At 61.6% G+C, this 19,306-nt stretch carries 15 protein-coding genes, 1 tRNA gene and 1 pseudogene; 5 read left to right on the forward strand and 12 right to left on the reverse strand.

Annotation, left to right across the window (positions count from 1 at the left end):
- Positions 1-304 precede the first annotated feature (304 nt).
- The 4 genes from ACVDG8_RS23200 to ACVDG8_RS23215 form a co-directional block, all read right to left on the reverse strand.
- Positions 305-2,569, reverse strand: a complete 2,265-nt coding sequence (locus tag ACVDG8_RS23200; protein ID WP_447256798.1) for a phage/plasmid primase, P4 family — start codon at positions 2,567-2,569, stop codon at positions 305-307.
- 165 nt (positions 2,570-2,734) lie between these two features.
- Entirely contained in the window at positions 2,735-2,956 is a 222-nt protein-coding gene (locus ACVDG8_RS23205) for a hypothetical protein (RefSeq protein WP_447256799.1), read from the reverse strand.
- 594 nt (positions 2,957-3,550) lie between these two features.
- A tRNA-Arg gene (locus ACVDG8_RS23210) sits at positions 3,551-3,627 on the reverse strand.
- A gap of 147 nt (positions 3,628-3,774) precedes the next feature.
- Complete coding sequence (locus ACVDG8_RS23215) at positions 3,775-4,938, reverse strand: M20 aminoacylase family protein (protein WP_447256801.1); 1,164 nt, start codon at positions 4,936-4,938, stop codon at positions 3,775-3,777.
- Positions 4,939-5,154: 216 nt separating this feature from the next.
- On the opposite strand from ACVDG8_RS23215, the gene ACVDG8_RS23220 reads away from it, so the two are divergent.
- Together ACVDG8_RS23220 and ACVDG8_RS23225 are read left to right on the forward strand one after the other, a co-directional pair.
- Complete coding sequence (locus ACVDG8_RS23220) at positions 5,155-6,327, forward strand: D-alanyl-D-alanine carboxypeptidase family protein (RefSeq protein WP_447256802.1); 1,173 nt, start codon at positions 5,155-5,157, stop codon at positions 6,325-6,327.
- Positions 6,328-6,331: 4 nt separating this feature from the next.
- Positions 6,332-7,444: a CobW family GTP-binding protein gene (locus ACVDG8_RS23225; RefSeq protein WP_447256803.1), complete on the forward strand. Its 1,113-nt coding sequence runs from the start codon at positions 6,332-6,334 to the stop codon at positions 7,442-7,444.
- Between the two features lie 18 nt (positions 7,445-7,462).
- On the opposite strand, the gene ACVDG8_RS23230 is transcribed toward ACVDG8_RS23225, so the two are convergent.
- The 5 genes from ACVDG8_RS23230 to ACVDG8_RS23250 all read right to left on the reverse strand — a co-directional run bounded on the left by ACVDG8_RS23230 (position 7,463) and on the right by ACVDG8_RS23250 (position 11,449).
- Entirely contained in the window at positions 7,463-7,714 is a 252-nt protein-coding gene (locus tag ACVDG8_RS23230) for a sulfurtransferase TusA family protein (protein WP_447256804.1), read from the reverse strand.
- 74 nt (positions 7,715-7,788) lie between these two features.
- Positions 7,789-9,084: a L,D-transpeptidase family protein gene (locus ACVDG8_RS23235; protein ID WP_447256805.1), complete on the reverse strand. Its 1,296-nt coding sequence runs from the start codon at positions 9,082-9,084 to the stop codon at positions 7,789-7,791.
- A 225-nt stretch (positions 9,085-9,309) separates the two neighbouring features.
- Positions 9,310-10,260 carry an acetyl-CoA carboxylase carboxyltransferase subunit alpha gene (locus ACVDG8_RS23240; RefSeq protein WP_447256806.1) on the reverse strand — a complete coding sequence of 317 codons (951 nt, stop codon included), beginning with the start codon at positions 10,258-10,260 and terminating at the stop codon, positions 9,310-9,312.
- Between the two features lie 100 nt (positions 10,261-10,360).
- A complete protein-coding gene (locus tag ACVDG8_RS23245) occupies positions 10,361-11,275 on the reverse strand; it encodes a site-specific tyrosine recombinase XerD (protein ID WP_447256807.1) in 915 nt (304 codons plus the stop codon).
- A gap of 21 nt (positions 11,276-11,296) precedes the next feature.
- On the reverse strand, positions 11,297-11,449 hold the full coding sequence (locus ACVDG8_RS23250) for a histidine kinase (RefSeq protein WP_371012981.1): 153 nt from the start codon (positions 11,447-11,449) through the stop codon (positions 11,297-11,299).
- Between the two features lie 193 nt (positions 11,450-11,642).
- Between ACVDG8_RS23250 and ACVDG8_RS23255 the strand changes: the two genes are divergently transcribed.
- Genes ACVDG8_RS23255 through ACVDG8_RS23265 form a run of 3 tightly spaced genes read left to right on the forward strand, consistent with a single transcriptional unit; the run spans position 11,643 to position 14,279 of the window.
- The gene (locus tag ACVDG8_RS23255; protein WP_447256808.1) at positions 11,643-12,254 is read left to right on the forward strand and encodes a shikimate kinase; all 612 of its coding nucleotides are present in this window, start codon (positions 11,643-11,645) and stop codon (positions 12,252-12,254) included.
- Positions 12,251-13,381 carry a 3-dehydroquinate synthase gene (aroB, locus tag ACVDG8_RS23260; RefSeq protein ID WP_447256809.1) on the forward strand — a complete coding sequence of 377 codons (1,131 nt, stop codon included), beginning with the start codon at positions 12,251-12,253 and terminating at the stop codon, positions 13,379-13,381. The genes ACVDG8_RS23255 and aroB overlap by 4 nt, the downstream gene beginning before the upstream one ends.
- A 1-nt stretch (position 13,382) precedes the next feature.
- A complete protein-coding gene (locus ACVDG8_RS23265; RefSeq protein ID WP_447256810.1) occupies positions 13,383-14,279 on the forward strand; it encodes an HlyC/CorC family transporter in 897 nt (298 codons plus the stop codon).
- A 19-nt stretch (positions 14,280-14,298) separates the two neighbouring features.
- On the opposite strand, the gene ACVDG8_RS23270 is transcribed toward ACVDG8_RS23265, so the two are convergent.
- The 3 genes and pseudogenes from ACVDG8_RS23270 to ACVDG8_RS23280 all read right to left on the reverse strand — a co-directional run bounded on the left by ACVDG8_RS23270 (position 14,299) and on the right by ACVDG8_RS23280 (position 19,136).
- Positions 14,299-15,843, reverse strand: a complete 1,545-nt coding sequence (locus ACVDG8_RS23270; protein WP_447256811.1) for a SpoVR family protein — start codon at positions 15,841-15,843, stop codon at positions 14,299-14,301.
- 12 nt (positions 15,844-15,855) lie between these two features.
- Positions 15,856-17,167, reverse strand: a pseudogene (locus tag ACVDG8_RS23275) (YeaH/YhbH family protein).
- A 19-nt stretch (positions 17,168-17,186) separates the two neighbouring features.
- Positions 17,187-19,136, reverse strand: coding sequence for a PrkA family serine protein kinase (locus tag ACVDG8_RS23280; protein WP_447256813.1), 1,950 nt, complete (start codon positions 19,134-19,136; stop codon positions 17,187-17,189).
- Positions 19,137-19,306: the final 170 nt, after the last annotated feature.

The raw sequence follows: 19,306 nt of genomic DNA on the forward strand, positions 1-19,306 counted from the left end.
GTTGTAATTGTTGCGTTATTTTCGCGACCCACGGATACAAAATCCGTTGCTTAAACTGTTGTTCCAGCAAGGCAGGTATCAAGCGGTGCTGGAAAGTTAAAACGGCGGCCTCTCCTCGGAATTCGTCATCGTCTGGCTTTTCAGCCGAAGTAGCAGGGGTGGCGCTTTTCCCCCGTGCCGGGGGTGTAGGGAGTGCTTCCATCTTCTTACGGCATAGGGACACTTTTTCCTTTTTGCGCGGCAGCGCTTAGTAGCAACAGTTTTTGGGTAGCACCGCTGCACGCCCGGCACAGCCCAGCACTCCTTAGAACGGAATCTCAGGATCAATCATGTTGGCAGGGGTCCTCACCCCCGCGTCTCTCTCAAGCATCGCTGCTTGATTGGGCGTCAGCTTGCCGCCGTTGCTCGCCATCTCGGCCAAGGTCACTCCCGCATAGTGAGGAACGAACTTTCCATCCTGTCGATGCCGGACGTGCTTGATGCCAAGTTGCAGCGCGTAGAGATCGGAGCCGATAGTTTCATCGGACATCGGGTAGTGCCCGTGATCCCGTAGCCACTGGTTCAGCTCCATGTTGAACAGCTTCTTGCTGATGTCATGGTCGGGTCCAACGACACACATTTCATCAACAAAGCGCTTCACCGGGCCTGTGTTCTCGTCCATCAGGGCAAGCAACTCGCGGCCCGATTCTGGCTGCTCAAAGCGCCCGCGCGCTCGCAGACGCTTCAACCCTTCGATCCAGACATTGATGATGCCGGGTAACTCAGCGATCAGTTCGTCTGTGAGATTGGTGTTCTCATGAAGGTAGAATGACTGGCGGAACTCTATCACAATGAACCGCGACACGATCACGCCAGAAGGGTCTTTCAACTTTGGCACCGTGTTCGCCATCAAAATGATACGCGTGCTCAGGACACCGTTCCAACGCGATTTGTATTTGCGGCTGATGGACTGTGGGTCCTCACCTGTGATTGCGAGGATGTTTTCGACCGCCGCATGAGGGTTAGAGCGCCCCTGTCCTCGTGCATCGGAAATGACGGCCAGCGACTTGCCGATCAAGTTCTCCACGCCGAAATCATCGCTGAAATCGGACAGCTTTGGATTGGCGTATCTGCTCACGCCGACCGCCGCTCTCGCTACGCGTCCAATAGTGCCCTTACCTGAACGCTTCTGGCCTATGTAGGCGAAGGCCTTTTGCTGCGAGGTGTCGCCGGTCAGGCAGTAGCCTTGGATTTCCTCGATACACTCAATGGACTTGGGATCGTCGGGGAAGCCGTCCTGCATGAACTTAGCCCACTTGGGCGATGTCGCGGCCACGTCGTAATTGCACTCAACACCATGTAGAGCGAAGAGGCGCTGCTGTGGCGGATGCAGGGTATACGTCCGCAAATCGAACGCGCCATTTTTGAAGGGGAGCAGGTCGGCGGGCGATGGTTCGTCGCCCTTGGCTTCGGTCCAGAATGGCGTCTCGACCGAATTGGGTAATTGTCTGACGCCGGCCAGCGCTGCGAGGATGTCACCCACTGCATTGCGCGTCGACTTGAACGGGACGGGCTTGCCTTTCTCAAGCACCCGGACTTTCTCAAGCCAAGGGTAGAGCCGACCACGAAGCTCCTCGTCATCCATCTGGACCCACCAGCTTCCGGTCCAGCGGTAGAAGTCACCACGCCAGTGCCACACGTCATCAAGCGTCTTGGCGAATTGGCGAGCGACATAGATAGGATCGGAACTAGGGAAGATGCCGCGCTCCTCAGCGGGACGCATGTCGATCCATTCGCGCAACGTATCGGCGTTGATGTTGAGCGATTGCGCCAGCTTCGGAATGCCGGTGCAGGGCCTTTTGTTCTTGAGACGATTTGCCGTGTATCGAGTGCGCGCGATGGACTTCTGAATCGCGCCTTGATCGTCGCCGCACTTCGTAGCTACGGCCTCAACCAGCCTTTCGACTTCAGCCTCTGTCCAACCGTGCGTTAGCAGCGCGCCAGGCACGCGGAGGCCAAGGACGTTGCGCGTCCCATCCTGCCAGTGCCGCATTATCAGGGATGCGAGCGCTAGGCGGCGGACGCGCTGCAGAAGCTCGGCGCCATCGACGTCAGGCAGCTCCCCATCCTCCGCCCAGCTAAGCCGTTCCCCTGATGGGTGGACGGACGGCGGGAACATTGTCTGCCCGCCAGTTGATCGAAGCTCGACCAGCATGCCGTCTTTCTCGCCGTTCACGCTAAATGCCACCGTCTCAGGAACAACCGCCCTGTAGAGCCAGTGTGCGTCGGGCGTAGACGGGCGTCCGAAGCGCTTGTCGCACGGCGGCAGGAATACTGTCGCAAGCTCAATCGCCTCGGGGCTATCAAGATCCACGTCAACGAGGTTGGTCGAGGGCGCTCCAAGCACAATTCCGATGTTGGAATTGTTGCCGGCGAAGTCCTTGTCGACATCGACCTTTTCGCGCTTCTTCTTCTGCCAGTCCTTCTCGTAAGTGGCCTTCGATAGATGCTGGTAGGCGATCGGTGTCCAACCCGCCTCTTTGTACCGCCGAGCGGCGGACCTTGTGGCGTCGATGTCGATAGCAGCCATGTACCCTAAGTCCTTGTACCATCAAGGTTTTGCGGGTATTTTGGGAGTTGATCCCAGGGTCGACTTCCGCGTGACACCCTTGGTTTCTTCTGTCTTTGATGTGCCAAATTCTAGCGCCGGTCCTTATCCTTCAGGATCGGCGCTTTTTTCTTCCCGCATGGCAAATCAGAGGATCGGGTTGGAGAGTTGGATTCGATTAAGGAGCGCAAGTGCAGCCTCCTTAAACGTATCGCCAACCGCCATCACACCAATGTCCTCACGGCTGCTTGGCGTTTCGAACGAGACACGCCAGTTGGTGGTGAACTTGAGGATGGAGAGGTGGCCGTCGAACGCGCCATCAGCCACCTTCACCAGCCGATCCATCAACTTCAGATCGTTGGTATCCATCACGCAGCCTCCAGTCCGAAGGCTTCGAGCAACTTGCTGCGCGCGATGACCCAGCGCCCGCAGACCAGCTTCGCGCCAGGGATATGGTCTTTCTGGAGCATGTGTAGGGTGATGCCCGGCTTGCGGCCAATCGCCCGCGCAATATTCTCGGCCCCCAGATGAGGCCCAATTCATTTTCGGTTTTGTTGTCGTCCATCGGACTGCTCCAACCTAATTGGATGCACCGGTGTCGTCTCGATGGAAGAGCGTGGAGACTGAGGACGGCGCGGACTTAATCACGCGCGGCTCCGAAGGAGCAGGCCTGAGACATCGAGGCTGAAAGCCGTCGAAGCTGGGCCGAGATATGATTGTGTCCCTGTGTCCGGACCTGTCTAGAACGCTATGTTTGCACGGCTGCAAGCGTTCCACAATACCCCGCAAAGTAGCACAACGGGGGTGCCGCCCCTGTTGCGCTCATGTTGCGGGCACACGCTTGCGCTGCCTTGTGACCCCTTGTGTTTGCTAGTTTTGTGTTGCGGACGGATGCAACATAAAATCATCAGGTTTTTAGAAGATCGATCACTCGCAAAGCCTTGCGCTGTATGGGTTTGCGAGTGGTGATCCCGACAGGAATCGAACCTGTGACCTACAGATTAGGAATCTGCCGCTCTATCCTACTGAGCTACGGGACCACGCGGCCCGACACATAAACGCTTCGGGCCGGTTCGCCAAGAGGTATGCGACGGAGGCTTTCCGGCGCCGTCGGTGCTTGTCCGGTCAGGCCAAACGGCCTGACCGCAAGGCGGCGAGAATGCGCGCCGCCTTCGACTGCCGGATCGTCAGGCCGCCAGCGCCGTCTCGGCCAGCTTCACCCAATAGCTCATGCCGTGCGGGATGACCTCGTCGTTGAAGTCGTAGGCCGGGTGGTGCAGGCCGGCGCTGTCGCCATTGCCGATGAAGATGAAGGCGCCGGGGCGGGCTTCGAGCATGTAGGAGAAATCCTCGCCGCCCATCACCGGCTGGATGGCGCGGTGGACATGGCTGTCGCCGGCGACGTTGGCGGCAATGTCGCCGGCAAAGACCGTTTCTTCGGTGTGGTTGAAGGTGACGGGGTAGTTGGCGTCGTAGTCGACCTCGATCACGGCGCCGAAGGCGGTGGCGACGCCAGAGCAGATGGCGCGGATGCGCTCTTCCGACTTCCTGGCCACTTCCTTCTTCAGCGTGCGCACCGTGCCGGCAATCTGGGCGCTTTCGGGGATGACGTTATAGGCGTCGCCGGCATGGAACTTGGTCACCGAGACCACCACGGCCTCGACCGGGTCGGTGCTGCGCGAGGCAATGGTCTGCAGGGCGACGACCAGCTGGCTGGCGATGACGATCGGGTCGATCGTGCCGTGCGGCATCGCCGCATGGCCGCCACGGCCCCTGATGGTGATGGTGAATTCGGCGGTGGCGGCCATGATCGGGCCGGGCTTGATGGCGAACTGGCCGACGGGCAGGCCCGGCATGTTGTGCATGCCGAACACTTTGGCGATGCCGAAGCGGTCCATCATGCCGTCCTTGACCATTTCATTGCCGCCGCCGCCGCCTTCTTCGGCCGGCTGGAAGATCACCGCCACGGTGCCGGCGAAATTGCGCGTCTCGGCGAGATATTTGGCGGCGCCGAGCAACATTGCCGTGTGGCCGTCATGGCCGCAGGCATGCATCTTGCCGGACACGGTCGAGGTCCATGGCTTGCCGGTGGTCTCCTCGATCGGCAGCGCGTCCATGTCGGCGCGTAAGCCGATGGTCGCGCCGTCGCCCTTGCGGCCGCGGATGACGCCGACGATGCCGGTCTTGCCGAGCCCTCTCACCACCTCGTCGCAGCCGAAAGCCTTCAGCTTCTCGGCGACGAAGTCGGCGGTCTGGAAGACATCGAAGTTCAGTTCCGGCGTCTGGTGCAGATGCCGCCGCCAGCCGGCAACTTCTTCCTGCATCTCCGCGGCGCGGTTCAAAATCGGCATTTTGAGAGTCCATTTCCTGGTTGGGGCCGCGGTTCAGGTCCGCTGCTCAACAATTGTGATTGTCCGGCTCTTTGCCATTTTGGCGTCACATAGCATAAATAGCACCGCAGAATGCGGTCCGGGGTCGAGGGTCGGCCCGCATTGTGCTGGCGACCGTGTAACCAAATCTTACGGAGCCAGCGGCGATTACGGCAAGAGGCGATTTCGGAATAGATCATGCGGCAAGGGCATTTCCTCAACCTATTGCTGGCGAGCGCGCTGGCGCTTCCGGTGTCCATTGGTGCAGCACGCGCCAATCCGGTGGTCCTGTTCGACCTGAAGAGCGGCAACGTGCTCGAGCATCAGGACGCCTTCAAACGCTGGTATCCGGCTTCGCTTAGCAAGCTGATGACTGCCTATGTCACCTTCCGGGCGATTGCCGCCGGCGAGGTGGCGCTCGATTCGCCGATCAAGGTGACGAAACATTCGGCCGGTGAGCCGCCGAGCAAGATGGGCTTCAAGCCGGGCTCGGTGATGCGGCTCGACAATGCGTTGAAGATGATGCTGGTCAAATCGGCCAACGACATCGCCATGGCGGTGGGCGAAAACATCGGCGGCTCGCAGGCCGGGTTTGCCATCCGCATGAACGCCGAGGCGGCCCGGCTCGGCATGGTGGGCACGCATTTCGTCAACCCGAACGGGCTCTATTCGCCGGAACAGTATACGACGGCGCGTGACCTGGCGGTGCTGGTGACGGCCTTGCGCACCGATTTCCCGCAATATGCGCCCTGGTTCTCGATCGAAGGGCTTGCCGTCGGCAAGAAGGCCATCCCGAACTACAATCTGCTCATCGGCCGCTATCCCGGCGCCGACGGCATGAAGACCGGCTTCGTCTGTTCGTCGGGCTTCAACATGATCGGCTCGGCGACCCGCAACGGCCGCACCCTGGTTGCCGTGGTGCTCGGCGAGAAATCCGCCGTCAGCCGGGCCGAAGCGGCGGCAAAGCTGCTCGACCAGGGTTTTGATATGCCGGCAACCACCTCGACGACACTGGCCGCGCTCAAGCCGTATGGCGACACGCTGTCGCCCAACGACATGCATGACGAGATCTGCAAGAAGAAGGCGCCTGAGGAGCAGTCCGAGGCGGCGCCCGAGGTTGCGGCCAAGGGTGCGCCGAAATCACCCTATCAGGTCAAGCTCGACCATCCGACGCTGATTGCGGTCGGCCTCGGCGGCGCCACCGGACCGGCGCCCAAGGCCTTTGCCGACCAGGCCGACCAGAACTTTGCCGACGTGCCACTGCCGAGTTGGCGGCCCGACAAACCGGCGCCGGCCGGCACCGAACCGCTGGCAACCGGAACGGCCGCCGCCGCCGCCCAGGGCGATCAGCCGGCCAAGGCAGCGAACTAGGGCCGTGGTAGGTTTCCCCATTCCCGTCTCGGTGCTCACCGGCTTCCTCGGCGCCGGCAAGACGACGCTGCTCAACCGGCTGCTCAAGGATCCACATCTGACCGACACGGCGGTGATCATCAACGAGTTCGGCGAGGTGGCGATCGACCATTTGCTTGTCGAGCAGGCCTCCGATGGCATTATCCAGCTTTCCGACGGCTGCCTATGCTGCACGGTGCGCGGCGATCTCGTCGACACGCTGGCCGACCTTGTCGACCGGTTGCAGACCGGCCGCATCGAGAGGCTGGCGCGGGTTGTGGTCGAAACCACCGGCCTGGCCGATCCGGCGCCGGTGCTGCAGTCGATCATGGCGCATCCGGCATTGGTGCAGGCCTTCCGGCTCGACGGGGTCATCACGCTGGTCGACGCCGTCAATGGCGAGGCCACACTCGACGCCCATGTCGAGGCTCTCAAGCAGGCGGCGGTCGCCGATCGCATCGTGCTGACCAAGACCGACCTTGCCGATGCGGCCGATATCGAGGCATTGCGGGCGCGACTGAAGCAGATCAATCCGGGCGCCGCGGTTCTCGATGTTGCCGATGCCGGTGCTGCGTCGCTGTTCAATTGCGGGCTCTACAACCCTGAAACCAAGAGCGCCGATGTGCGCCGCTGGCTGGGTGAAGAAGCGGCGCGTGATCACCATCATCACCATGACGATGATCACGATCATCACCATGATCAGGATCATCACCATGATCACCATCGCCACGATGCCCGCGTGCGCTCGCATTCGCTCGTTCATGACGGCCCGGTGCCATTCTCGGCGATCGAGATGTTCCTCGATCTCCTGCGCTCCACCCATGGCGAGAAGCTGCTGCGCATGAAGGGCGTCATCGAGCTCATGGAGGATCCATCGCGACCGCTGGTCATTCACGGCGTGCAGAAGATCCTGCATCCGCCGGCAAGGCTGCCGGCCTGGCCGGACGGCCAGCGCGGCACCAGGCTGGTTCTGATCACGCTCGACATGCCGCAGGATTATATCCCGCGCCTGTTCGCGGCTTTCACCAACAAGCCGTCGGTCGACACACCTGACCGGGCGGCGCTTGAGGCCAACCCGCTGGCGATCGCCGGGCTATAAGCCAAAAACAGTCAGGGGTCAGGCCGCGCTGCCACGTTCGACGAGGAAGCGATGGCCGCCGCCAATTGCGGCTGTCTCGACCAATCGGTGGCCAGCATCGGCGCAGAAAGCTGGAATGTCGATGACCGCCAGCGGATCCGTGGTCTCAAGCCACAACCGGCTGCCCGGCAGCATCGCGGCCAGCCGCTTACGGGCCTTCAGCACCGGCAGCGGGCAGTTGAGGCCTTTGAGGTCGTAAATAGCCGCCTGCTTTGCCTTTTGTTCATGCATGTCGTTATCCCAAAACCGCCTTGCCCCCGAGTCAATGCCCGAGCGCATGCTTTTGGGCGACATGCATCGAAGCTTCAGCCGCCGAACATGCCGAGCAGCTTCTTCTTCAGCTTCGAGACAGTGCCCTGGTCGGCATCCGCCGCCTGCGTTTCGGCCGCCGGCTGGGCGGGCGCTGTTTCGACACCTGCGGTGACCACCGGCTGCTGGGCTGCCTGCTTGGCGGCTTCCTTTTCGGCCAGCGCCTGAGCCTTGGCGGCTTGCTTGGCGGCCTTGGCCGCCTCGATCGCCGCCACGCGCTGCTCTTCGGCCTTGCGCTTGGCTTCTTTTTCCGCGTCGAGCGCCGCCATCTTGCGGCCGGTTGGCGAATCGATGCGGCCCATGCGCGTCGTCTCTGTCACCGAGCCGTCGGAATTCATCGATGGCGGGTCGATCGGCACGCGCTCGCCACGGGCCCGGCGCTTCGACCAGTCGGAGACGATGCTGGCTTCCTTGACGCCGGCAATGGTCGGCTTCGGCGGCGGCGTGCTGGAGTTCACGGCCGAATTGAAGGCCGCGTCGTAGCTCTTCTCGTAATTGGCATAGGCCGATTTCAGCGAATCCGGCTGCGTCATCGCCGGGCAGGGGCCGGTCGGGTCGAAGGTCGTGCCCTCAGGCGCCACCTGGTTGAAGATGTAGCGCTTTTCGCAGACGTCGACCTTTGGCGGCACCTTGGTGATCTCGAAATTGTCGTAGCCGACCTTCAGCATCTTCCAGAACTCGTAGTTCGGGTCGTTGCGGTAGCGCGCCATGTTGGCGGCCGTCATGCGGAAGGGAAAGGCCTGGATCTGGAATTCGGTCTGGCCACCCTGGAAGGCGTCGCGGCCGAAAGCATAGATCTGCTCGATCTGCGCATCGGTCATCGAATAGCAGCCCGACGACGAACAGGCGCCATGCACCATCAGGTTCTGACCCGTGCGGCCATTGGCGCGGTCATAGGCGTTGGGAAAGCCGATGTTGAACGACAGATGGTAGTTCGAGCGCGGATTCATCTGCGACGGACGGACAGTGTAGAAGCCTTCCGGCGCCTGGCGGTCGCCCTCGGTGTATTTCGGGCCGAGCTTGCCCGACCATTTGCAGATGTCGTAGCTGGCGACGAGATCGTAGCGGCCATTGGTCTTGGCCTTCCAGATCTCCAGCTTGCCTTCTTCCTTGAAGATACGCGCCATCACGGAAGAGGTGCGGATCATGCCCTTGGCCTGCATGTCGGCAAGGATCTTGTCGGGCAGCGGCTTGCTGGCCTCCGGCGCGAAATTCTTCATCGACGAATCATTGCAGCCGGCGACGCCAATGGCGGCGATCAGAACTCCGGTGCGGGCAAGCTTGGCAAACATCGGTACGGCTATGTCTTTTCTCTAGGGCCAACGGCCGCAATCGTGATCGGGGCCGCCATGCTGAATACTGACGGACCGTAAGCCCGTTAACCTTGAAAATTCCTTACCGCAAGCCTTGACCGCAAGACCGGGCCAACCCCTCGCGTCAAATCCATTGACGCGAATGCGGCGGCATTTTTGTGGCGGAATTGCTCATTCCGGCCACAGTTGAACAGCTTGGCTGCCTCAGAGGCTGCGGCCCATCGCCAGATATTTCTCGCGGCGCTGCTCGCGGAAATCGGTGTTGGCGCCGCCAAAATCCTTCATCGTCCTGGCGATGAGATCGCCGGTCGCGGCAATCACGGTTTCCGGCGCGCGCTGGGCGCCGCCCATCGGCTCGGGGATGATAGCGTCGATGATCTTCATTTCCAGAAGATCCTGCGCGGTGATCTTCATGTTGGTCGCCGCGTCTTTCGAGCGGGTGGTGTCGCGCCACAGGATCGAGGCCGCGCCCTCCGGCGAGATCACCGAATAGATGGCATGTTCCAGCATATAGACGCGGTTGGCGGTGGCGATCGCGATCGCGCCGCCGGAGCCGCCTTCGCCGATGACCACCGAGATCGACGGCACCTTCAGCGATAGGCAGGCCGACGTCGAACGGGCGATGGCCTCGGCCTGGCCACGCTCCTCGGCGCCAACGCCGGGATAGGCGCCGGCGGTGTCGACCAGCGTGAGCAAAGGAATGCTGAAGCGGTCGGCAAGCTCCATCACGCGCACCGCCTTGCGGTAGCCCTCGGGCCGCACCGAGCCGAAATTGTGCTTGATGCGGCTTGCCGTGTCGGAGCCCTTTTCCTGACCGATCACCGCGACCGGCTCGCCGCGGAAGCGGGCGAAGCCGCCGACGATGGCTTCGTCGTCGCCGAAATTGCGGTCACCGGCCAACGGCGTGAAATCGGTGAACAGGCCTTTGATATAGTCGACGCAGTGCGGGCGGTCGGGATGGCGGGCGACCTGCACCTTCTGCCAAGGGGTAAGCGCCCTGTAGAGCTCGCGCAGCGCATCGCGCGAGCGCTTCTCCAGCCTGCTGATCTCATCCGCCACATCGACCGCTTCGCCATTCTCGGCAAGCTTCTTAAGCTCAAGGATCTTGAGCTCCAGATCCTGCACCGGCTTTTCGAAATCGAGGTAGTTGTACATTCTTGGGCGGACCGATCCGTCGGAAGGCTAATGGCTGGCGGAACCGCGAAAAAGCAGGCTCCGGGCGGTGGAACGTCGCCCTCACATAGCGATATGAGGCCTAGTCGGCAAGCGGATGATGATCGTTGACCAGCCGCACCAGCCGCTCTTCGAGCACATGGGTATAGATCTGCGTCGTCGAGATGTCGGCGTGGCCAAGCAATTGCTGAACGGCTCTGAGGTCGGCGCCGTTCTGCAGCAAATGGCTGGCAAAAGCATGGCGAAGCACGTGCGGCGAGATTTTTGCGGCGGCAATGCCGGCGCGCGCTGCCAACCCCTTGAGATCGCGGGCAAAAACCTGCCGGGAGAGATGACCGCTGTCGGAAGAAGCGGGGAACAGGAACGGGCTTTCGGCAAAGGCCGGTCGTTCGGCCCTGGCGACAAGCCAGGCGCGCATGGCGGTTCGCGCCTTGGTCGAGAGCGGCACCATGCGTTCCTTGTCGCCCTTGCCGCGCACCATGAAAAAACGGTCGTCGCGCAGCGCCACCGTCACCGGCAGGCCGACCAGCTCGGACACGCGCAGGCCGGTGGCATAGAGAACCTCGACCAGCGCGTGCAGCCGCAATGCCGCCAGCCTGTCGCCGTCCGGCGCGACGTCTAACGCCTCCTGCGCCGCGCGGTCGAGCAGGCGGCCGGTCTCGGCCTCACTCATCGTCTTCGGCAGCGGCCGGCCCTTGCGCGGACTGTCCAGCGTGCCGGTCGGGTCGTCGCCGCGCAGGTTCTCGGCATAGAGGAATTTGAAGAACTGGCGGATGGCCGACAATTTGCGCGCCTGCGAGGTCGGCGCGAAGCCGCGCGCGGCGATGTCGTCGAGATAGGCGCGGATGTCGGACGATCCCGCCGCCGCCAGTCCGCCGCGGATCGCTTGCGAGGCATCCTCCAGATCGCGTCGGTAGGAAGAGAGGGTGTTTTCGGCCGCCCCCCGTTCGGCGCTCATCATTTCGAGGAAGGCTTCGATGCGGGCTGCGCTGTTCATCGGGCCAGGATCAGCTCTTGGTCAGTTCTTCTTCGGATTGAGCTTGTCGGCCGGAATGCGCACGCTCATTTCCGCCTTCTTGGGCTCGACGAACATCGCCAAAGCAAACATCGCGCCATAGGCAATACCGGCCAGAACCGCCACCGTCACAACAAACCGAAACAAAGTCGGCATTCAATTTTCGCCCGTCTTGTTGTTCTGCGATTCCAGCCCCTGTGCCCTTATGGGACGCCAACCCGACCAATTCAAGGACGAAGCCTCGCGCGCGGAACGGGCTCGTGGCAAAAGCCAAGTGAAAGGCCAGCCTTCCGCGCCGTGCTTGACGCAAACAGGCTTTTGATGTCGATACGGCGCAAAGAGGGTCCGCATGAACGCATTGCCTGCAAATCCGCCGGACGAAGGCCGTGTCGCGCTGCTCGAAAAGCTCGGCAGCCGCTCGCTCGTCTTCGTCGGATTGATGGGGGCAGGCAAGACGGCGATCGGGCGCAAGGTGGCGACGATGCTGTCGCTGCCTTTCACCGACAGTGACCAGGAGATCGAAAGCGTTTCGCGCATGACGATACCGGAACTGTTCGAGCGCTATGGCGAACCGGAGTTCCGCGCGCTGGAGCAGCGGGTGATCCTGCGCTTGCTGGAAAACGGCCCGCAGGTGCTGTCGACCGGTGGCGGCGCCTTCATGAACGCGCAGACCCGCGAGGCGATTGCCGCCCATGGCGTATCGGTGTGGCTGAAGGCCGATCTCGACCTGTTGATGGAACGGGTTTCCAAGAAGCCGAACCGGCCGCTTTTGAAAAACTCCGATCCACGCAAAGTGCTGGAGAAGCTGATGGTCGAGCGCTATCCGGTCTATGCCACGGCCGACCTGACGGTGCCGACGCGCGACGACCGCAAGGAGATCATCGCCGGCGAGGTGGTTTCGACACTTTGCGTGCATCTCGGCATCGCCGCGATCGCCACCAGCGACGAGGTGCAATCGTGAGCGAACCGGTGAAGGTCGAAGTCGGGCTCGGCGAGCGCGCTTATGACATACTGATCGGACCGGGGTTGCTCGCGCGCTCGGGCGAGGAGATCGCGCGGCGGCTTCCCGGCACTCGCGCGGCCGTCGTCACCGACGAGAATGTGGCTGCCGCGCATCTCGAAACCCTGACGGCGGGGCTTGAGCGGGGCGGCATCCAATCCGCCGTCATCACGCTGCCGGCCGGCGAGAAAACCAAAAGCTTCGCTCACCTTGAAGAGGTGGTCGATGGCGTGCTAGCCGCAAGGCTCGAGCGCCGCGACACGGTGATTGCGCTCGGCGGCGGCGTTATCGGCGATCTCGCCGGCTTCGCATCCGGCATCGTGCGGCGCGGCATGCATTTCGTGCAGATCCCGACCACGCTCCTGGCGCAGGTCGATTCCTCTGTCGGCGGCAAGACCGGCATCAACAGTGCGCGCGGCAAGAACCTTGTCGGCGTCTTCCATCAGCCCAGATTGGTGCTGGCCGATACCGGCGTGCTCGACACGCTGCCGATCCGCGAATTCCGCGCCGGCTATGCCGAGCTTGCCAAATACGGGCTGATCGACCGACCGGCCTTCTTCGCCTGGCTGGAGCAGAATTGGCGCGATGTGTTTGCCGGCGGCCCGGCTCGGATCGAGGCGATCGCCGAAGCCTGCCGCGCCAAGGCCGATGTGGTTGCCCGCGACGAGTTCGAAACCGGCGATCGCGCGTTGCTCAATCTCGGCCACACGTTCGGCCATGCGCTGGAAGCTGCCACGCACTATGACGGCGCACGCCTCGTCCATGGCGAAGGCGTTGCCATCGGCATGGCGCTGGCGCATCGTTTTTCGACGCGGCTCAATCTGGCGAGCCCGGACGATGCCGAGCGCGTCGAGGCGCATCTGCGTGCCGTCGGCCTGCCCTGGCGGATGTCCGACATCCCCGGCGAACTGCCGGATGCCGAAGCGCTGCTTGGCTTCATCGCCCAGGACAAGAAGGTGTCGCGCGGCGCGCTGACCTTCATCCTGACGCACGGCGTGGGCCAAGCCTTTATCGCCAGGGACGTGCCGCCTTCCGAGGTGCTCTCATTCCTCAAGGCGAAGCATCCAGCCAACACGAAAGCCGGCTAAGATGAACAGCGACAGCGGCTGGATCGTCTTTGCCGTTCTCGCCGTGCTCATCGTGCTGGCTGTCGCCTTGCGCAAGCGCCTGCTTGCGGTCTTCGGCTATGAGCTGTCGCGTATCGAGCCGCAGCGGTCGACCCAGGACGAATTGCGCGGCGCGGTCGACGATTTCCGCCGCGACGGCCAGGTGGTGCGCGAGGATCGCGACCGCGTCGGCGGCCTGTTCGACCTCGCCGAGCTCGAAGTGTCCGACGTCATGGTCCACCGCACCAATATGCGCTCCGTCAATGCCGACAATGCGCCCGAAGCCGTGGTGCGCGAGATCCTGCAGAGCCCGCACACCCGCATGCCGCTGTGGAAAGGCTCGCTCGACAACATTGTCGGCGTGCTGCACGCCAAGGATCTGCTGAGGGCCCTCAACGAAGTCGGCAACGATTTTTCCCAGATCGACGTGATGAAGATCGCGTCGAAACCGTGGTTTGTGCCGGACACCACCACCTTGCAGGAGCAGCTCAACGCCTTCCTGCGCCGCAAGGCGCATTTCGCCATCGTCGTCGACGAGTATGGCGAGGTCGAAGGGCTGGTGACGCTCGAAGACATCATCGAGGAGATCGTAGGAGAGATCGCCGACGAACACGATATCGACATGCAGGGCGTCAAGAAGGAGGCCGACGGCTCGGTGGTCGTCGACGGCACGGTGTCGATCCGCGATTTGAACCGGGCGCTCGACTGGGACCTGCCCGATGAGGAAGCCACCACGATCGCCGGTTTGGTCATCCACGAGACCCAGTCGATCCCCGAGGAAAAGCAGGCCTTCACCTTCCACGGCAAGCGTTTCGTGGTGATGAAGCGCGACAAGAATCGCATCGCCAGATTGAGGATCAGGCCGGCCGGCGAGGGTTAAACCGGCAGTTGCCTGAAACTCAAAACTGCTTTGTCGAGCGTTCGCTGAGCGTTGCGCCAGTTCCACCATCAATTGCGGTCAGGCTGACGTCGTAGCCCCACAAGTTCCGGATGTGGCGCAGGGTTGCATCGCGGCTTTCGCCCTCGAGCATGATGCGGTCCTTCACTGTGTGCTGAAGTCGCAGATGCCGGTCGCCCAGGAGGTCGACGTCAACCACCTGGATGTCGGGCCGGCTCGCCCCGACGTCGTAGCTTTGAGCGAGCGCTGACCGTATCTTGCCATAGCCGCGTTCATTATGGATGGAGGCGACTTCGTAATGCGGCTCGTCGGCACCGTCGGCCAGCACGAAGAGCCGCCACTTCCGGATCAGGGTCGGGCTCAGATACTGGCGAATGAAGGATTCGTCGCGGTGGTTGGCCCAGGCGTCGAGCAGGGTGTCGCGCCAGTCGCCACGGCCGGCGATGTCGGGGAACCAGTCGCGGTCCTCCGCGGTCGGCGCGGTCGAAATGCGCTGGATATCCTGCATCATGTCGAGACCCAACGCATAGGGATTGATGCCGGAAAAGCGCGGATCGTCATAGGCCGGCTGGAAGATGACGTTGGAGTGGTTGCGCAAGATCTCGAGCATCGCGCCTTCGCTGATGCGGCCACGGTCGAAAAGCGTGTTCATGAGCGTGTAATGCACGAAAGTGGCGCAGCCTTCGTTCATCACCTGGGTTTGCCGCTGCGGATAAAAATATTGCGCAATGATGCGCACGATCCGGATGACCTCCCGTTGCCAGGGTTCAAGGACGAGGCTGTTCTTCTCGAGGAAATAGAGCAGGTTTTCCTCCGGCAGGTTGAGTGATTTCTTCCGCTCCGCCTCGCCGTCGCTGCTTGTTTCGGTGTTGCCGCTGTCTTGCGAAGGCGGCAGGGTGCGCCACAAATCGTTGTAGGAACGCTCCTCGTATTCGAGGCGCTCGCGAAGCCCGTCGCGTTGCTGCTCGGACGTCAGCTTCGGCGGCCGACGGTAACGGAACACGCCTTGCTCCATCAGCGCGTGCGCGGAATCCAGGATCGCCTCCACGGCGGCCAGGCCATGCCGTTCCTCGCATCGGGCTACATAGCTCTTGGCAAAGTCGAGATAGCTCAGGATGCCGCCAGCATCCGTCCATTGCCGGAAAAGGTGATTGTTTTTGAAGAAATGGTTGTGGCCAAGCGCGGCATGGGCGGTCACCAAAGCCTGCAAGGCCATGGTGTTCTCTTCCATCAGGTAGACGATGCAGGGATTGGAATTGATGACCAGTTCGTAGGCCAAGCCGCGAGCGCCCTTGCGGTAGAGAAGTTCGTCGTAGAGAAAACGTTTGCCGAATGACCAATGCCGGTACATCAGCGGCATGCCGACCGATGAATAGGCGTCGAGCATCTGTTCGGACGAGATGACCTCCATCTGCACCGGGTAGATGTCGAGGCCAAGCTCTTCCAGGCCGAGCGCCTCGATCTCGTCGTAGACTCGCGACAGTTTCGCAAAATTCCAGTCCGACCCTGAAAACAACAGTTCGGATTTGCGCGCCTGACTGACCATTGGCGGTGCCCCTCACGCGCTCTTGCGCAGATCAGGCTGCCTGGCGAAGAGCTGGCGAAAGACCGGGTATATATCGGCCGGGGCGGCAATGCGCCTCATCTGGAAGTTCGGCCATTTCCCATCGACGGCGTTGTAGGCGCGCCAGAGCGATGTCCCGTTCTCGGTCGAACCGAAAATGTGGCTTTCCCGCTCGTCGATGATCTCCACATAGGCGAAATATTGGCAAAGCCGCATGAGCTTGCGGTCGAGCAGTTCTATGCAGCGCTCGGAGTCGGTGGCGAAATTGTCGCCGTCGGAGGCCTGAGCGGCGTAGATGTTCCATTCGGCGACCGGATAGCGCTGCTCGATGATGCGGTGCATTTCCTCCAGCGCGGTGGAGACGACGGTGCCGCCGCTTTCGGTATGATAGAAGAAGGCATGTTCGTCCACCTCCTTGGCCTCGTGGGTGTGGCGAATGAAGACGATGTCGGTGCGTTCGTAGCGCCGTGTCAGAAACAGATGCAGCAGCACAAAGAAGCGTTTGGCCAGATCCTTCTCGCGCTCTCCCATCGATCCCGAGACATCCATCAGGCAGAACATGACCGCGTTCGCATTGGGCACAGGCTGGGGATCGAACCGATTGAAACGGATGTCGACCGGATCGACATAGGCAATTCGCTTGCGCCGACGCTCGAGCTGGTCAAGCGCCTGGCGCAGGGTGGCGATGCGTTCGCGCGCTGCTGGGCCTGGAGGCTTCGCTTCCAGTTCGGCAATCTGCCGGGCGATTTCGTCGAGCTCTGCTTGTTTGGGGCGCCGCAGCGCGATGCGGCGCCCGTGGCTGTTTCGCATCGTGCGTCCGACATTGATGTTGGTCGGCGCTCCGCTTGCAGTGAAACCTGCCCGTCTTGGCTTGAAGCTCGATATCTGCTTGAGATTGAGCTTGACCAGGTCGGGCAGTTCGAGATCTTCGAAGAAAAGGTCGAGCACTTCCTCGCGCGACAGCACGAAGCGAAAGTCGTCTTCGGATCTCGGTGGTTCCCGGCGCCGATGCATAGCCTCCCCCGCCACCAGGCTTGGGGATAAGATCACCGGAGATGAACGTCCTGTTGCCGGGCAGGACGTGCTGGCGCTGGCCGCTTAGCTTGTCATCGCCGAAGGTCGGTTCGCTGGTGCCCTTGCGAGGCATAGGCACGGCATGCTCGCGATCGATCTCCGCGATGCGACCCGCCCGGACATGGTCGCGGATGCTGCGCTTGAGTTCCTCGCGAGCGCGCCGGAGGAAGCGCTGACGATTGCCCAGGCTTTTGTCTTTCGGGTTCAGGCGACGGTCGATGAAGATCGGCATGGAACCGTTCGGGCCTTGCTCAGCCCGCCTTGTTCACGCGCATGTACCAGTCGACCAGCCGGCGCACCTGCCGCTGGGTGTAGCCGCGCTCGACCATGCGCTGCACGAATTCGTTGTGCCGTTTCTCCGTGACGCTGTCCTGCTTGGAGCCGAAGCTGATCACCGGCAGCAGATCCTCGACCTGGCCGAACATGCGCTTCTCGATGACCTCGCGAAGCTTTTCATAACTCGTCCATGATGGATTGCGGCCATGGTTGCGCGCCCGGGCGCGCAACGTGAACTTGACCACTTCGTTGCGGAAGTCCTTGGGGTTGGCGATGCCGGCCGGTTTCTCGACCTGCGACAATTCCTTGTCCAGAACCTCGCGGTTGAGGATCTGCCCTGTATCGGGGTCCTTGTAGTCCTGATCCTCGATCCAGGCATCGGCGTAGGCGATGTAGCGGTCGAAGAGGTTCTGGCCGTATTCGCTGTAGGATTCCAGATAAGCCTTCTGGATTTCATGACCGATGAACTCAGCATAGCGTGTTGCGAGCTCCGACTTGATGAATTCGAGATAGGCGGCTTCCGTCTCCTTCGGGAACTGCTCGCGCTTGATCGCCTCCTCGAGGATGTACATCAGGTGCACCGGATCGGCAGCGACCTCCTTGGTGTCGTAGTTGAAGGTCTGCGACAGGATCTTGAAGGCGAAACGCGTGCTGACCCCGTTCATGCCTTCGTCGACGCCGGCGGCATCGCGATATTCCTGGACCGACTTGGCCTTCGGATCGACCTCCTTGAGGTTTTCGCCGTCATAGGCGCGCATCTTGGTGTAGAGCGGCGAATTGTCGTGCTTGGCAAGTCGGGTCGACACGGTGAAGCGGCTGAGAATGTCCAACACCTCTGGCGCGCAGGGGCTGTTCGCCAGCTCACTTTCACGCAGCAGCTTCTCGTAGATATGCCTTTCTTCAGTGATACGGAGGCAATAGGGAACCTTGACCACGAGAATGCGGTCGAGGAAGGCCTCATTGTTCTTGTTGTTCTTGAACTGCTGCCATTCCGATTCGTTGGAGTGGGCAACGACGATGCCCTGGTAGGGGAAAGCACCGAAATTCTCGGTGCCGTTGTAGCTGCCTTCCTGGGTCGCCGTCAGCAACGGGTGCAGGACCTTGATGGGGGCCTTGAACATCTCGACGAATTCGAGCAGGCCCTGCGTCGTCCGGTTCAGGCCGCCGCTGTAGGAATAGGCATCCGGGTCGGACTGGCTGAAGTTCTCCAGTTGCCTGATGTCGACCTTGCCGACCAGGGCCGAGACGTCCTGATTGTTCTCGTCGCCGGGCTCCGTCTTGGCGATGGAGATTTGGCGCAGCCGTGACGGCAACAGCTTGACGACGCTGAATTTGGAGATGTCGCCGGACAGTTCGTCCAGGCGCTTGGCCGCCCAGGGCGAGATCAGCCCGTTCAGGCGGCGGCGGGCTATGCCGTATTTGTCTTCCAGCAAATCGCCCATGCGGTCGGGATTGAAAAGGCCGAGCGGCGATTCGAAGACCGGGCTTATCTGGTTGCCGACCTTGAGCGTATAGATCGGGCGCTGCTCCATCAGCTTCTTCAGCCGTTCGGCGAGCGAGGATTTGCCGCCGCCGACCGGGCCCAGCAGATAAAGGATCTGCTTGCGCTCCTCGAGGCCTTGCGAGGCGTAGCGGAAATATCCCGCAATGCGCTCGATCGTGTCTTCCATTCCGTAGAAATCGGAAAAGGAGGGATACACCTTGACGGTGCGGTTGGAGAAAATGCGGCCGAGCCGCTCGTCCTTGCTGGTGTCGACCAGGTTCGGCTCTCCAATTGCCTCGACCATGCGTTCAGGGGCCGAGGCATACATGGATTTATCCTCGCGGCAGGCTAGCAGATATTGCTGGAGGCTGATCTCTTCCTGGGCCGCGTCGGAATAAATCTCCGAAAACAGATCGAAGACGTCTGATTGATTCTCTCGCATGATGCTCTGCCTCGGAGCCGATAGGCTGCCAATCGGCTCATCGCTCATTCAACTGCCGGAAAGCATTGTGGTTCCCTTCATGTGAAGGAGAACGCGATGCTTTCCAGCATCGACCTTGGGGCACACCCGACATGGCCGAAAAATGCTCGCCTCAAAAATACGTGGTGGAT

This window comes from Mesorhizobium sp. ORM8.1 (assembly GCF_053005525.2).